Origin of the sequence: Pseudomonas sp. MWU13-2862 (assembly GCF_023242495.1) — a bacterium.
Taxonomy (GTDB): Bacteria; Pseudomonadota; Gammaproteobacteria; order Pseudomonadales; family Pseudomonadaceae; genus Aquipseudomonas; species Aquipseudomonas gingeri_D.
Genome location: NZ_JALMEZ010000004.1, coordinates 220399 through 234840, shown reverse-complemented (window position 1 = coordinate 234840; position 14442 = coordinate 220399). Strand labels below are relative to the sequence as shown.

The following is a 14442-nucleotide window of genomic DNA, read 5'->3' as shown; positions in this document are numbered from 1 at the left end:
GGCCCGCGCCTGTTGAACACCCCCGAATTCACCAGCGCGGCGCTATCGCCGCCGCGCCAGACAACGAACTGATGAGGCCCGCATGAGCGACTCCCTTGATCTCAGCCTGGATGGCGTAGAACGCCGGTCATTGGCTGACTTCACCGAACAGGCCTACCTCAACTACTCCATGTACGTGATCATGGACCGTGCGCTGCCCCATATCGGCGACGGTCTGAAGCCGGTACAGCGGCGTATCGTCTACGCCATGAGTGAGCTGGGGCTGGATGCCGACGCCAAGCACAAGAAGTCCGCGCGTACCGTCGGTGACGTGCTCGGCAAGTTCCACCCCCACGGCGACTCGGCCTGCTACGAAGCCATGGTGCTGATGGCCCAGCCGTTCAGCTACCGCTATACCCTGGTGGACGGCCAGGGTAACTGGGGGGCGCCGGACGATCCGAAGTCCTTCGCGGCCATGCGCTACACCGAATCGCGCTTGTCGCGTTACTCCGAAGTGCTGCTCAGCGAACTGGGCCAGGGCACCGCGGACTGGGTGCCGAACTTCGACGGTACCCTCGACGAACCGGCGGTGTTGCCGGCGCGTTTGCCGAATATCCTGCTCAACGGCACCACTGGTATCGCCGTGGGCATGGCCACCGACGTGCCGCCGCACAACCTGCGGGAAGTCGCCAATGCCTGTGTGCATCTGCTCGATGAGCCCAGCGCCAGCGTCGAGGACCTGTGCAAGTTCATCCCTGGCCCGGATTACCCGACCGAAGCGGAAATCATCACCCCGCAAGCCGACCTGCTGAAAATCTACGAAACCGGGCGTGGCTCGGTGCGCATGCGCGCGGTCTATCGCATCGAAGACGGCGATATCGTCGTGCATGCCCTGCCGCACCAGGTCTCCGGGGCCAAGGTGCTGGAGCAGATCGCCGCGCAGATGCAGGCCAAGAAGCTGCCGATGGTCGCCGACCTGCGGGATGAATCCGACCACGAGCACCCGTGCCGGATCGTGATCATCCCGCGCTCGAACCGCATCGACCTCGACGAACTGATGCAGCATCTGTTCGCCACCACTGATCTTGAGTCCAGCTACCGGGTCAACATCAACATCATCGGCCTCGACGGCAAGCCGCAGTTGAAGAACCTGCGCGCCTTGCTGGTGGAGTGGTTGTCGTTCCGCGTCAACACCGTGCGCCGGCGCCTGAAGTTCCGCCTGGACAAGGTCGAGAAGCGCCTGCACCTGTTGGACGGCTTGCTGATCGCCTACCTCAACCTGGATGAAGTGATTCATATCATCCGCACCGCGGAACACCCGCGGGCCGAGTTGATCGCGCGTTTCGACCTCAGCGAGATCCAGGCCGACTACATCCTCGACACCCGCTTGCGTCAGCTGGCGCGCCTGGAAGAGATGAAGTTGCGCAACGAGCAGGATGAGCTGCTCAAGGAACAGGCCAAGCTGCAAGCGCTGCTGGCCAGCGAAGCCAAGTTGAAGAAGCTGGTCCGCACTGAACTGGTGGCCGATGCGCAAACCTACGGCGACGACCGTCGTTCGCCGATTGTTGCCCGTAGCGAAGCCAAGGCCCTGTCGGAAAACGAGCTGATGCCGACTGAGCCGGTAACGGTCGTTTTGTCGGAAAAAGGTTGGGTTCGCTGTGCAAAAGGCCATGATATTGATGCCACGGGCCTTTCCTACAAGGCCGGTGATGGCTTCAAGACCTCGGCGGCGGGGCGCTCCAACCAGTTCGCGGTGTTTATCGACTCCACCGGGCGCAGCTACTCGGTGGCGGCCCATACCTTGCCTTCGGCCCGTGGCCAGGGCGAGCCGCTGACTGGTCGTCTGACGCCGCCGCCGGGCGCCAGCTTCGAGTGCGTGCTGCTGCCTGAAGACGAGGCCTTGTATGTCATCGCTTCCGACGCCGGGTATGGTTTCGTGGTCAAGGGTGAAGACCTGCAGGCCAAGAACAAGGCGGGCAAGACCCTACTGAGTCTGCCCAACGGCTCCAAGGTGATGCCACCCAAGTCGGTGGCCGACCGTGAGCAGAACTGGCTGGCGGCGGTGACCACCGAGGGCCGGCTGTTGATCTTCAAGGTCAGCGACCTGCCGCAACTGGGCAAGGGCAAGGGCAACAAGATCATCGGCATTCCCGGTGAGCGCGTGGCCAGCCGCGAGGAATACGTCACTGACCTGGCGGTGATCCCGGACGGTGCGACCCTGGTGTTGCAGGCGGGCAAGCGTACCTTGTCGCTCAAGGCCGATGACCTGGAGCACTACAAGGGCGAGCGTGGCCGGCGTGGCAACAAGCTGCCACGGGGCTTCCAGCGGGTTGACGCCTTATTGGTTGAAGGTATCAGTTAAAGCGGTTTAGAGCGTTCGTTCAGCGTTTTAGCAGGAAGATCGCTACCGCGGCACTGGAGTCACGGCGCATATTCACGGATGATATGCGCCTCTTGCGGCACCCGCGTGGCGGCGTGCCCGAACGATTTTTTGGATCAGACTGTGGCAGGGCCTTATGGCGGCCACCTGGATGGGATGATGACTGTTCTGCGCCTTCCTTTTATTCTGCTGCTGACGGGCCTGCTCGGCCTGGCCGGTTGCAGTGTGCACCAGCCGGTGTCCTTGTATCAGCTGGACAGCGGCACGCCGGGCCAGCCTCAGCAGAGCTCGGGGATGTCGGTGGTGCTCGGGCCGATTTCCCTGGCCGATTACCTGCAACGCGAAACCCTGCTGCAGCGCCAACCTGATGGCAGCCTGACCGCGGCGACCGACGGTCGCTGGGCCGGCAGCCTGTCGTCCGATATCAATCAGTTGCTGGTTCGTCAGTTGGCCTGGCGCCTGGACAGCCAGCGTGTGGTCCTGGCCCCGGCGATTGCCGGGAGCACCCCGGATGTGCAGGTGTTGTTGTCGATTACCCGACTGGATTCCGGCACCCATCAACCGGCGATTCTCGACGCGCAGTGGCGTTTGCTCGACCGTCGTGGGCAGGTACGGGATAACCGCATCGTCCACTTGGAACAGCAGCACACCGGCACCTCGGCGGCACAGGTCCAGGCCCAGGGCGAGCTGTTGCAGCGTCTGGCCGAGCAACTGAGCGTGGCGCTCAAGCCATTGGCCAATCAAGCGCCGCTGGTTGAAAACCGCAAGGCTGCGGCCCCGGCACCGGCCAAACAGGCCGGCCCCGAGAAGCCGAAGATCCCGATGGCTTCGCCGATTCGTACGGATATGGAAGTGTTTCGCTTCTGATTCGACACTTGGTCAGAGCCTCCGCGCCTGGCTGTCAGTGCCAGCCGCCCTCGCTACCAGTAGTCCGGTTTGATGATGGCGGGTTTCTTTGGTAGCGGGACTTTTGGCGGTAGCTGACAAGCCGCTAATTCAGTATCGCTTATAGATCGGCGTATCCAGTGCGAATGGAGTTTGAGTGATCCGGGGGCTTCCCGGGCCAACTCACCATTCTCGCTCCTGTGGGGCACGATCACTCCCAGCGCGAGCTGTGCAAAATCTGTTCTGATGGCGGCTAACGCTGGCGCGAGATCGGTATCTCCTGACACTAGAACGATTTGTCCGATTTGTAGCGGCTCTGCTTGGCAGGCCGCTCGATACATGCCCAGTGCCAGGTTCACATCCGTCTCTTTTTCCTCAAGCTGCCAGATAGCCACTTGGTCGGAGCGTGACGCTTTTTGTCCTTTGACGAATCTGGGGGCGAACCCTCTGGCAAGGCGATGATTACCGAGTACGACCGTGACCCCTTTTGTTTGCAGTGCTCGGATATAGCGGCTTTGAGCGTCATTGGATGCCTGGCCACGGGTTGCCAGTCGAGCAATGACAGGAGAGGTATAGTAATGAACCGACGCCGTTTCACAGGCCGGGTTCTGAGCCTGCAGAATGTGGGAGAGGATGGCCGGCAGGTCCAGCCACTTATAGGGCGAGCCGTGAAGAGCTCCGTAGTAGAGGTTGTACCCGTCTACGAAAAAAGCGGTACGCACAAATTCAGATCCTTGAAAACGAAAAAACCGGCTATTGGGCCGGTTTTTTCACCTGAGGCTGAGGCTGAACTTAATCGGCCCGCCAGAGGTTGAGTCGTGCGCTCAGACTACTCATTTTTGAGCAGTGGAGCAACAGCGCTTGAATCCAGGAGTGATTCAAGTTTTTTCACTGCGTCTTGGCCCGCGTCTCGTGCATTCGCGCCAGTTGCCGTTCCAGCATCGACGGATACGGCTCCATCAAGCGTTCCACGCAGCAGGCACCCTCGGGGCTGACAATCGGCCGAATACGCGCACGCTGGCGAATCAGCGGGTCATCGCTGATGCGTCGTTCCACCAGCAGCAGGTTGCGGCTGTGTTGCGACAGCGCCAGGGCGTCCTGGGCGGTTTCCGTCAGCAGCAGGTCGATCTGGCTCAGGCCGAACAACTCATCGCCCAACGTAAGACCCAGCTGCAGTTGCAAGGTAATGCCACTGTCGGCCACCTCGATCTGCAACTGATGGCCCAGGGCCCGGAGCAGCTCGCCACAGCAGATGGCGTTGGTCAGGTAGTCATCACCGCTGTCTTCGGTGTGGAAGAGCATCAGGGTGCTGCCGTCGTTCAGCGTGTGCAGATCGCTCTCATACAACGAGGCGGCCTGGTCCAGGCAATCGCGGTAACGGTCCAACAGTTCCGTCAGGCGCGCGCGCGGCAGGCGCCGCAACTGGTCCTGGGCACCCAGCTGTACCGCCAGCACCGCGCTGTGCTGTGGCTGGCTCGGCACGACCGGCTGTGGCTTCACTGCCGCGCCGCTCTCGGGCCGTGGGCTTTCCCGCAGGTCGGCGAACGGGTCTTCGTCGTCGTCCAGTTCGTCTTCCACGTTGCTGACAATATGCCGCGGAGCCGGCTTGGGTGTCGGCGCCGCCGCGGTCTCGTCGAAGCTCGGGTCGCGCAGGTTGCGGACCTGGAACTCCGGCTCGACGTCCTCTTCTTCCTCGACGTAGTCATTCTCGTCGTAGTCGATTTCCGGCTCCGGCTCGGGCTCCGGTTTGACCGGGGCGAAGCGCGAATGCAACTGGCGCGCGAGATCGCCGATTTCATCCTGGCGCTGGGTCGCCGGGGTGTGTTCGTCCATGTCCCGCAGCCAGACCCGCAATTGCAGCAGCGGCGTGGAGATATGCCGGCCCAGGCGCAGGCTCAAGGCCAGGGCCAGGGCCAGCAGGATCGCACTGAGAATGCCCATGCTTTGCAGGCTGATGGTCATCGGCTGTTGGAATTGCGCCATGTCCAGGCTGATGCGCAGATGCCCGGCGGTCACGTCCTGGAAGGTGATCTTGGTCTGGTACAACCCTTCGGCTTCACCCAGCAGGCCGTTTTTCGGACGCTGGCCGGCTTCGGCGAGGATGCGGTTATCCACGCTGTAGATGGCCGCGTGGGCCACCAGCGGGTTCTTCGTCAGGTTGTTCAGCAGCACGTTGAGGCTGAGGATGTCGTTGGACACCAGCAGTTCCGTGGCAGAGGTGGCTGTCTGGGTGGTCAGGCTCTGGCCGAGGGCATCGGCCTGCTGGTGCATGGCTTCCTTGAACTGCAATCCCATCACGCAGGCGTAGATGACCAGCGCCAGCGCGACGAGGATCACGTTGTGGCTGGCGATGCGCAAGGCGAGCGGTACACGGCGGTGACGCAAGGCCCGGAAGATCAGCAGGAAGAAGTTATCGGTTTTGACTGGCGTGGGCCGGTTCACTGAGCTCGGCTCTTTTGTCCGTGAAGTTGACGCGCAGTATAGCGAGAGGCCCTAGACCGGCAAAGCGCTGGCTGTGCCCGATGGTCAGTGAAAGTGGGTAGAATGCGTTTTTTTTAACGAGCGGGGGTGCGCTTTGCGCGAAATCGTCCTGATCAGCATCACCGGAGAGGACCGTCCGGGTCTGACCGCAGCCATTACTGGCGTGCTGGCACAAGGTGCTGTGAACATTCTCGATATCCGCCAGGCGGCTATCCACGGCAGTCTGGCGTTCGGCATCCTGGTCGAGTTTGCGGACGCCGCGCGGGCCGCGTCGATACACCTGGACATTGAGGCCAGCCTTCCCGGGCGCGCGCAGCAGGTGCGTTTCAGTCGGTTTTCCGAGGCTGAGCATCAGGACTGGCTGGCGACATCGGGCGGCAAGCGCCATGTCGCGACCCTGATGAGCCGCCAGGTCACCGCCGAGCAGTTGCAGCGGGTGATTGCGATCACGGCGCGCCACGGTCTGGAAGTCGAGCGGATCGACCGTTTGTCGGCGCACACGCCGTCCGCCGCCCCGTCGGCCCTGAGCAAGAGCTGCTTCGAAGTCTCTCTGAACGGCGAATTGACCGATCCGCAGGCCTTGCGCCGCGAGTTCCTGAACGCGGCCCAGGAGCTGAATGCCGATATCGCCCTCCAGGAAGACTCGCTGTTCCGTCGCCACCGTCGCCTGGCGGTGTTCGACATGGACTCGACCCTGATCGAGGCCGAAGTGATCGACGAACTGGCCAAGGCGGCCGGCGTGGGCGAACTGGTCTCGGCCATCACCGAGCGGGCCATGGCCGGCGAGCTGGATTTTCGCGCCAGCTTCAAGGAGCGCCTGGCGCTGCTCAAGGGCCTCGACGTCAGTGTGCTGGACGCCATCGGCGCCTCGCTGCGCCTGACCGAAGGCGCCGAAGTGCTGTTCGCCGAGTTGAAGCGCCTGGGCTACAAGACTGCAATCCTGTCGGGGGGCTTCACCTATTTCGCCAAGCAATTGCAGGCGAAGTTGGGTATCGATTATGTCTTCGCCAACGAACTGGAAGTGGTGGACGGCAAATGCACGGGCGTGGCCATCGAGCCGATTGTCGATGCCCAGCGCAAGGCCGATCTGCTGCGTGAGCTGGCCGAGAAGGAAGGCCTGAGCCTGGAGCAGACCATTGCGGTCGGTGACGGCGCCAATGACCTGCCGATGCTGGCGATTGCCGGATTGGGCGTGGCGTTCCGCGCCAAGCCGCTGGTCAGGCATTCGGCCAAACAGGCGATCTCGACACTGGGCTTGGATGGGGTGTTGTATCTGCTGGGCGTGCGGGATCGCTGAAGCCGGCTACAGGATTTTCCACAGCGAGCCGAAGTCGTCTTCGGCAACGCCCAGGCCACCGGCACTCGGATCGGTCTTGGGTGTCACCGGTTGTTCGAGCAGGCGGTACTCGAACTGATTGAAGCTGCCGGTGCTGGCCAGACGCTTGTTCAGCCCGGCCCGGCGTTCTTCACCGTTGCTGTTGATGATCACCTTGTGTCCTTCCTGGAACGGCAGGCGTGGTGCCAGCAGCGTGGCCGGTACGCCGATGGCGCTGATTTCCGGCAATAGCAGGGCCCGCAGGTACTGACTGTGGCCTTCGCCGCCGCGCAACAGTTGCAGGCCGCAAGGCTGGGCATGGGGCGCCACCAGCTCGATGCCCATCTGCGTGCCGCCGCTGCGCACCTGGCGGATCCAGCGCACCACGGCGACACTCCAGCCCTGGCTTGAGGGGTCCTGGACCCCGACCATTTCCCCTGCCTGCAATTGCGCGGGTACTTCCTTGGGCCAGGCCAGGCAGTAGCCGCCGGGGCTGTGGTTGATGATCTGCAGGCCATGGGTCGGGAAATCTTCGGCGCTATTGAAAGCGGCCTGGCTGCTGTCGGCATCACTGACGTGATACTGGATTTCCTCGTAAGGCAGCAGGGTGTCGGCGCTGCCGGCGCGCTGGGCGTCGAAGGCGTGGTTCCAGGCATCCTTTTCCGCGCTGTTGGACAACTGCACGGTGAATTGCGCGGCCTTGCTGGCCGTCGGGATCTTGAGGATATCGCTGAAGGAGCGCTGGCCGCCGAGGTAAAAGTGCAGCGCGCTCATGCCGACACACAGGGTCACGGTGCCCTGGCCCGGGGTGCGCTGGAAGGTCCGTTCGGCGGCTTCGCCCCAGGCGGCGCTGAGGTGTTGCAGTACGTCGAGGCTCAAACCGCTGGGGACTTGCAGGCGCGATTGGCCGCGCAGGTCGGCGGGCAGCGCGAGGTAGTCCTTGATGGCCTCGACCAGGGGCAGCGTGTCGATGCCGATCAGGTTCGGCAGTTGCTCGACCGCGAACAGCGACGTGTAGCGTGGCGGCGCGTCGCTTCCGGGGGCGACGGAGAACAGGCTGGACGCCTGCTCGGCACCTTGCAGCCGGACCTGGGCGCTCCAGGGTTCGAGCACCTCTGCCAGCCGGGCAATGTTGTTCTGGCGCATCTGGTTACTGCGCGCGCACCCCAGCAGCAGGGCGACAATATAGGTATTCTCGACGCTCAGGGGCAGCGGCTGACTGGCCTGTTCGTCGAACACCGGCGTGTTTTGCACTTGATGGGCAAGGGCCACCTGATAGAGCTGGTGCACCTCGAACCAGAGGCCTTCCGGTACCGGGCAATAGAGTTGGCTGGCGCGCACCAGCGGGCCGTTGAGGCAATGCAGCGCCCGTTGCAGGGCGGTGGTCAGCAGGGTGCGGTCCTTGCCACCCTTTGAGGCCACGCGCATGGCGATCTGTTTGTAGCCGATGGCCAGGTGGTTTTGCAGGGCCTGGCAGAGATTGGCGACTTTTCTCGGGCGTTCGTCGAGGACGATGGACTGGTTGAGAAAGTGTCGTTCCAAGTGCTTGCAGACGTAGTACACCTCGGGGCGCAGCAGTTCCAGCAGCTGCAGGCGGTTTTCGCTGGGGGTGAGCAACAGGTTGAGTTCGCCCAGGCCCTGATACAGCAGGCGAGCGGTTTCCCCGAGATTGGCTTTCGGCAGGCCGGCGATCCAGCGCTTGAGGTCGCGCGGTGTCGCATCGCAGAAAGACAGGCTCAACTGCGTAGGCGTCGGTGCGCGCAACAACAGATGGGGACTCGGATTGCTCATGTAGCGGTCCAGCTCCGGCAGCGAAACAACCCGGGCCCACTACAGGCCAGGATGACAAAAAAACGATGGCAAAATAATGCCACACCTCTAGCAGGGCCGCGGGACATTTGCAGCCTTACCGGTCCAATCCGACTGTGACCCGCTGTCCCTGCCCTGGTCTTTCGGGCTTGCGAAGGCAGCTCGCAAGCCGTAAGGATCCAGTGTACATCAGGCCTGGATGGGAGCGCCGAGGCCTTGGCCCATGCGCACGGGCGAGCCCGCGACCAGCCCTTCAGTCCATTGTACCTGCTGTGGCCCGAACAGCACGATGGCGGTGGAGCCCAGTTTGAAACGGCCCAGCTCGGCGCCTTTTTCCAGATGAATGGGCTGGCGCGCGGCTTCGTCGTAGCGCACGGTTTTCAGTTCGCGCTTGGGCGGTGTGACCAAGCCGGCCCAGACGGTTTCGATCGAGGCGACGATCATCGCACCGACCAGGACCACGGCCATCGGTCCGCGCTCGGTATCGAACAGGCAGACCACACGTTCATTACGGGCGAACAGCTCCGGGACGTTTTCCGCCGTGGTCTGGTTGACCGAGAAAATCCGGCCTGGCACGTAGACCATTTCCCGCAGGGTGCCGGCCAGGGGCATATGCACCCGGTGGTAGTCCTTCGGTGACAGATAGATGGTGGCGAAGTCGCCGCCCATGAACGGTGCGGCGGCGGCCGCGTCGCCACCGAGCAGTTCCAGCACGCTGTAGCTGTGGCCCTTGGCCTGGAACACCCGGCCGTGTTCGATCGGACCGAGCTGGCTGACCGCACCGTCCGCCGGGCAGAGAATCGCCCCCGGGGTTTCATCCAATGGACGGGCGCCGTCTTTCAAGGCGCGGGTGAAGAAAGCATTGAAGTGCTCGTAGGCGGTCAGGTCCTCGACCAGCGCCTGGGACATGTCCACCTGATAGCGCTTGGCGAACCAGGCGGTAAAGGCGTTCTTGAACCAGCGCACGCGGCATTCGGCGATGCAGCCGGCCAGGCGCGACAGCAGGTGATGGGGCAGCAGGTACTGGCTGAGGATGAACAAACGCTTTTTCATCAAGAATCCTTGGAAATTTCAAATCTCTACGGGGGTGTCGGGGTGGTTGCCCCATTCGCCCCAGGAGCCGGCATAACCTTTGACGCGCGGGTAACCGAGCGACTTGGCGACCAGGTAGGTAAAGCCAGAGCGATGGTGGGTCTGGCAGTGGGTGATCACTTCCTTGTCCGGGGTGATGCCCAGGTCGGTGAGGATCTGCGGCATGTCGCGGCGGATGCGCAACTGGCGCTCCTTGTCCATGCCGGCGGTCCATTCGAAGTTCACCGCGCCGGGGATGTGCCCACCCTTGGCCGCGAGGACTTTCTCGCCGCTGTATTCCAGCGGGCCGCGGGCGTCCCAGATGGCCAGGTCGGCGGCACCGAGGCGGCTTTGCAGGTAGTCGCGGGTGGCGGTGGGTTCGTCGTGCAGGGTCAGGGTGACGGGGCCGCCGACGCTCGCGGGGATGTCGCTGTCGACGGGCAGGCCTTCGCCCAGCCAGGCGTGCAGGCCGCCATCCAGATAGTGGTAACGGCTGTGACCGATCACGTCCAGCAGCCAGATAAAGCGTCCGGCCCAGCCGCCGCCTTCGTCGTCATAGACCACGTAGACCGCGTTCGGGTTATGCCCCAGTTCGCCGAACAGCGCTTCGAGCAGTGCCTGCGGCGGCATCAGGCCGGGGGCCGGTGGCTGGCCCAGTTGGGTGCGCTTGGGATCGACGAAACGGGCACCGGGAATATGCCCGCTGGCATAACGGGCGCTGCTGGTCAGGTCCACCAGGATCAGCTCGGGGACGTCGAGGCGGGGCAGCAGGTCGCCGGGCTCGATCACCAACGGCAAGCCAGAGAAGTCAGGCATGTGAGGTCTCCAGGGCGCAAAAAAGGGAAGATTGTAACGCAGCGTCAGGCGCCACGGTTGGTAAAGGCGTGCAGCGCCTTCTCGATGCACTGTGCGGTTTTGCCGAAGGCCTGCACGGTCATTTCCGAGAAGGGCCCGCCGCCCTGGTCGGCCACCACCAGCATGATCACCCGGCCATTATTGCTCAGGGAGCGCAGCAGCATGTGTTCGCCGGGAAACTGTGCCCGCAGGTTACCGGGCAGCAGGGCGGAGAACTGGGCGTTGTTGGCCGGGGTCAGGCGAATCTGCGCCGGCTGGCTCAGCAGTCGTTGCAGGACCGGGCTCGAGCTGACCTGCAGCACCAGGCTGGCTGACTCTTTCGCCAACCCGGCGATCTGGTGCACCCGCAGGGTGCTCTGGGTCCGGTCGGCCATCAGGATCATCACCCGGCGCATGCCGCAGGTGCTCAGGGCGTCGCGGGCGATGCCGGTCAGGTGCATGGCATTGGTGAACCGGCTGGGTTCGGCGAGCAGTTCGGCACAATGTTTGCGCCAGAGGGCCAGGGCTTCGGGCGAAGGATCCACTGCCGGTAGCAGGCCGCTGTGGACGCGGCGCATGCTGCCGCGCCAGATCAGGGCTTCGGCCGGGTGCCAGAGATCCGGCATGCTGTGCTGGTTGGCGCTTTGTGCCGCCTGCTGGTGCAGTTGTTGCTGCAACTCATCCATGGGCTGTTGCAGGTACAGGCTGGTCAGGTATTGCCAGCGCAGATGGTGCGGACTGTCCCAGGCCTGTTGCGCCGAAAGGGCCAGGCCGTTGGCCAGCAGCACTGTATTGGCGGGTTGGTTCAGCCAGCGACGCAGCTCCGGATCGGCGTCGAGCTGCTGTTGCTGGTGCAGGCGGTGCTCGCTGTCACGGGCGATGTGCAGCGCCCTGGCCAGGGTACGCAATTCGGTTTTCAGCAGATGATAGCCCTGGGTCACCCAGTTCGGCAGGCGCCAGATATCAGCCATTGCCTGGCACAGGTCGAGCAGGCGTACGCCGAACAGTTCCTGTTCGACGGCCGCGGCCGATTCATTCTTGTGAATCACCCGCAGCTCCCAGTCTTCGAGCAGGTTGGGATGCGTCAGGGCCAATGGCCAGAGGGGCGAGAGAAACAACAGGCTGCCCCAATGGATGTCCTGCCAGAGCCGCGCCAGGCGCGCGGCGAACAGGCCGTTGGCCTGTTGGCTGGCGTGCTGGCTGATCAGTTGGAGCTGACGCAAGGCGATGGGAATCTCTTCCGGTGCCTTGGCCGGCAGGCGCGCCAGCAGCTCCTCGGTGCGTTTCAGGCCCAGGCGATTGATCGCCACCTCAAGGTTTTCCGCAGGCTCGGTCATGCTGCCATGGGTGTGCTGGTTGGCCTCGCAGATCACACTCAGCGCCAGGGCCGGGCTGTCCTGCATAAGCTCGGCGATATCGCGCAATGAGCTGCGATTGTCGCGGATGGCGCGGCAGACCCGGTCGTGACTGTCCTGGGGGACGGGCAAGCGCACGGCTTGCAGCAGCTTGACCCAGCCCTGCAACGTGTTGGGTTTTTGTGTGGAGACAGTCGTTTCGTTAGCCATATTCGAGCGCGATCATCATCACTGTTAACAGGCCCGTAATGGGCTGGGCAGGCGCCGCGCAATCGACCGTGCAAGCTGGCACATGGCCGGTTTTCTGGCTTTTCGCCTGAACTGGCTATAGTCTGGCGCAGATTCGCCGATAAGGAGAAGAAGAGATTTATTAACTTCCGAATATGACCTTGAACCCGACTCAGTAAGTGCTCTCTACCTATGGCTAAAATTATCGGCATCATCGTCGTATTCGCGAGCGTGCTCGGCGGGTACGTGCTTTCCCACGGCAAGATTGCCGCGCTGATCCAACCCTTCGAGGTGATGATCATCGGCGGTGCGGCCTTCGGTGCGTTCCTGCAGGCCAACCCGGGCTACATGACGATGCACGTGGTCAAGAAATCCTTGAGCATGTTCAGTTCGCGTTTTACCCACACCTTCTACCTCGAGGTCCTGGGGCTGATCTACGAGATCCTCAACAAGAGCCGTCGCGAAGGCATGATGGCGATTGAAGGTGATATCGAAGACGCCGCCGCCAGCCCGATCTTCGCCAAGTATCCGGCGGTGCTCAAAGACGAGCGCATGACCGCGTACATCTGCGACTACTTGCGGATCATGTCTTCCGGCAACATGGCGCCCCATGAACTCGAAGGGCTGTTCGACATGGAGCTGTTCTCCATGAAGGAAGAACTCGAGCATCCGGCCCATGCCGTGACCGGCGTCGCCGATGCCATGCCCGGCTTCGGTATCGTCGCGGCGGTACTGGGGATCGTGGTGACCATGGCCTCCCTCGGTGAGGGCGACCAGAAGTCCATCGGCCTGCACGTAGGCGCGGCACTGGTGGGTACCTTCTTCGGTATTCTCGCCGCCTATGGTTTCTTCGGCCCCTTGGCGACTTCCCTGACCCACGACGCCAAGGAAGAGCTGAACATCTACGAAGCGATCAAGGCTTCCCTGGTGGCCTCGGCTTCCGGCATGCCGCCGTCGCTGGCGGTGGAGTTCGGGCGCAAGGTCCTGTATCCGAAGCACCGTCCCAGCTTCGCCGAGCTGGAACAAGCGGTTCGCGGTCGCTGAGTCATGGAAAACAATCAGCCGATCATAATCAAGCGCGTCAAGCGCTTTGCCGGTGGGCATCACGGCGGCGCCTGGAAAATCGCCTTCGCCGACTTCGCGACGGCGATGATGGCGTTCTTCCTGGTGCTGTGGCTGCTGTCCACCGCGACCCCGGAACAGAAGATCGCCATCGCCGGCTATTTCAAGGACCCGATCGGCTTCTCCGAGAGCGGTACGCCCTACATCATCGACCTGGGCGGTTCGCCGGTGCTGGCACCGGACAAGACCCTCAACCCGGAAGTCAAATCCGAGCCACAGCCGGACAAGGTCAAGGTCGACACCGACCAGGTCGAGAGCATGGCCGAGCAGGTGGAGAAAGAGCGCCTGGAATTGCTGATGCAGGAGCTGCATAAAAAGGTTGATGAGAGCCCTGAACTGCAGAAATTCAAGGACCAGATCAAGTTCGAGATCACTCCGGATGGCTTGCGTATCCAGATCATGGATGCGGAAAACCGGCCGATGTTCGACTCCGGCAGTGCGCGCCTGAAGCCTTACTTCGAAGATATCCTGCTGGCCATGGCCGATACCATCAAGGCGGTGCCGAACAAGATCAGCGTCAGCGGCCACACCGATGCCAAGCAGTACGCCGGTACCGGCGGCTTCAGTAACTGGGAGTTGTCGGCCAACCGCGCCAACGCGGCCCGCCGTGCCCTGGTGGCCGGCAGCTATCCGGACACGCAAGTGGCGCGGGTGGTGGGTTACGCCTCGTCGTCACTGTTCGACAAGGCCGATCCGTTCAATCCGGTCAACCGCCGTATCGATATCGTGGTCCTGACCAAGAAGGCCCAGAAGGCCATCGAAGGTGAGCAGGGCTCGGATGATGCCCCGCCGGCCACGACCCCGACCGAGGGCCAGGGCGCACCGGGTGAAGTGCCCGCCGATCCGAACGCGTTGCCGGCGGACAAGCAACCGCTACCGGCTCATGAGCTGCGGCAACGCTTGAACATCTTCGAGGACGGTGTGCTGAAGATGGATGAGCCGGGCAAGCCCAAGACAGGCTCATAAGTCAGACAACAAGGCCG

The 14442-nt window shown here is 62.9% G+C and carries 11 protein-coding genes; 5 read left to right on the top strand and 6 right to left on the bottom strand.

What is annotated here, in order from left to right; translation table 11 throughout:
- The first annotated feature begins 82 nt into the window (after window positions 1-82).
- Both parC and M5C56_RS09260 read left to right on the top strand, forming a co-directional pair.
- Window positions 83-2341, top strand: coding sequence for a DNA topoisomerase IV subunit A (parC, locus tag M5C56_RS09265; protein ID WP_103496872.1), 2259 nt, complete (start codon window positions 83-85; stop codon window positions 2339-2341).
- A gap of 177 nt (window positions 2342-2518) precedes the next feature.
- The gene (locus M5C56_RS09260; RefSeq protein ID WP_177101388.1) at window positions 2519-3226 is read left to right on the top strand and encodes a PqiC family protein; all 708 of its coding nucleotides are present in this window, start codon (window positions 2519-2521) and stop codon (window positions 3224-3226) included.
- A 53-nt stretch (window positions 3227-3279) separates the two neighbouring features.
- Here M5C56_RS09260 and M5C56_RS09255 read toward each other — a convergent pair whose 3' ends face one another.
- Together M5C56_RS09255 and M5C56_RS09250 are read right to left on the bottom strand one after the other, a co-directional pair.
- Window positions 3280-3966 carry an NYN domain-containing protein gene (locus tag M5C56_RS09255; protein ID WP_103496870.1) on the bottom strand — a complete coding sequence of 229 codons (687 nt, stop codon included), beginning with the start codon at window positions 3964-3966 and terminating at the stop codon, window positions 3280-3282.
- 166 nt (window positions 3967-4132) lie between these two features.
- On the bottom strand, window positions 4133-5686 hold the full coding sequence (locus M5C56_RS09250; protein WP_103496869.1) for an AhpA/YtjB family protein: 1554 nt from the start codon (window positions 5684-5686) through the stop codon (window positions 4133-4135).
- Window positions 5687-5819: 133 nt separating this feature from the next.
- Here M5C56_RS09250 and serB point away from each other — a divergent pair, with 133 nt between their 5' ends.
- Window positions 5820-7022, top strand: a complete 1203-nt coding sequence (serB, locus tag M5C56_RS09245; protein WP_103496868.1) for a phosphoserine phosphatase SerB — start codon at window positions 5820-5822, stop codon at window positions 7020-7022.
- Window positions 7023-7028: 6 nt separating this feature from the next.
- On the opposite strand, the gene M5C56_RS09240 is transcribed toward serB, so the two are convergent.
- The 4 genes from M5C56_RS09240 to M5C56_RS09225 all read right to left on the bottom strand — a co-directional run bounded on the left by M5C56_RS09240 (window position 7029) and on the right by M5C56_RS09225 (window position 12319).
- Window positions 7029-8831 (bottom strand): molecular chaperone, encoded by a 1803-nt coding sequence (locus M5C56_RS09240; protein WP_103496867.1) that lies wholly within the window; start codon window positions 8829-8831, stop codon window positions 7029-7031.
- Between the two features lie 207 nt (window positions 8832-9038).
- Complete coding sequence (gene asd / locus M5C56_RS09235; protein ID WP_103496866.1) at window positions 9039-9902, bottom strand: archaetidylserine decarboxylase; 864 nt, start codon at window positions 9900-9902, stop codon at window positions 9039-9041.
- Window positions 9903-9920: 18 nt separating this feature from the next.
- Window positions 9921-10736, bottom strand: coding sequence for a rhodanese-like domain-containing protein (locus M5C56_RS09230; RefSeq protein WP_103496865.1), 816 nt, complete (start codon window positions 10734-10736; stop codon window positions 9921-9923).
- 44 nt (window positions 10737-10780) lie between these two features.
- Entirely contained in the window at window positions 10781-12319 is a 1539-nt protein-coding gene (locus tag M5C56_RS09225) for an HDOD domain-containing protein (RefSeq protein WP_103496864.1), read from the bottom strand.
- Window positions 12320-12529: 210 nt separating this feature from the next.
- Between M5C56_RS09225 and motA the strand changes: the two genes are divergently transcribed.
- Entirely contained in the window at window positions 12530-13381 is an 852-nt protein-coding gene (gene motA, locus M5C56_RS09220) for a flagellar motor stator protein MotA (protein WP_103496863.1), read from the top strand.
- A gap of 3 nt (window positions 13382-13384) precedes the next feature.
- Window positions 13385-14425 (top strand): flagellar motor protein MotB, encoded by a 1041-nt coding sequence (motB, locus tag M5C56_RS09215; protein WP_103496862.1) that lies wholly within the window; start codon window positions 13385-13387, stop codon window positions 14423-14425.
- Window positions 14426-14442 lie beyond the last annotated feature (17 nt).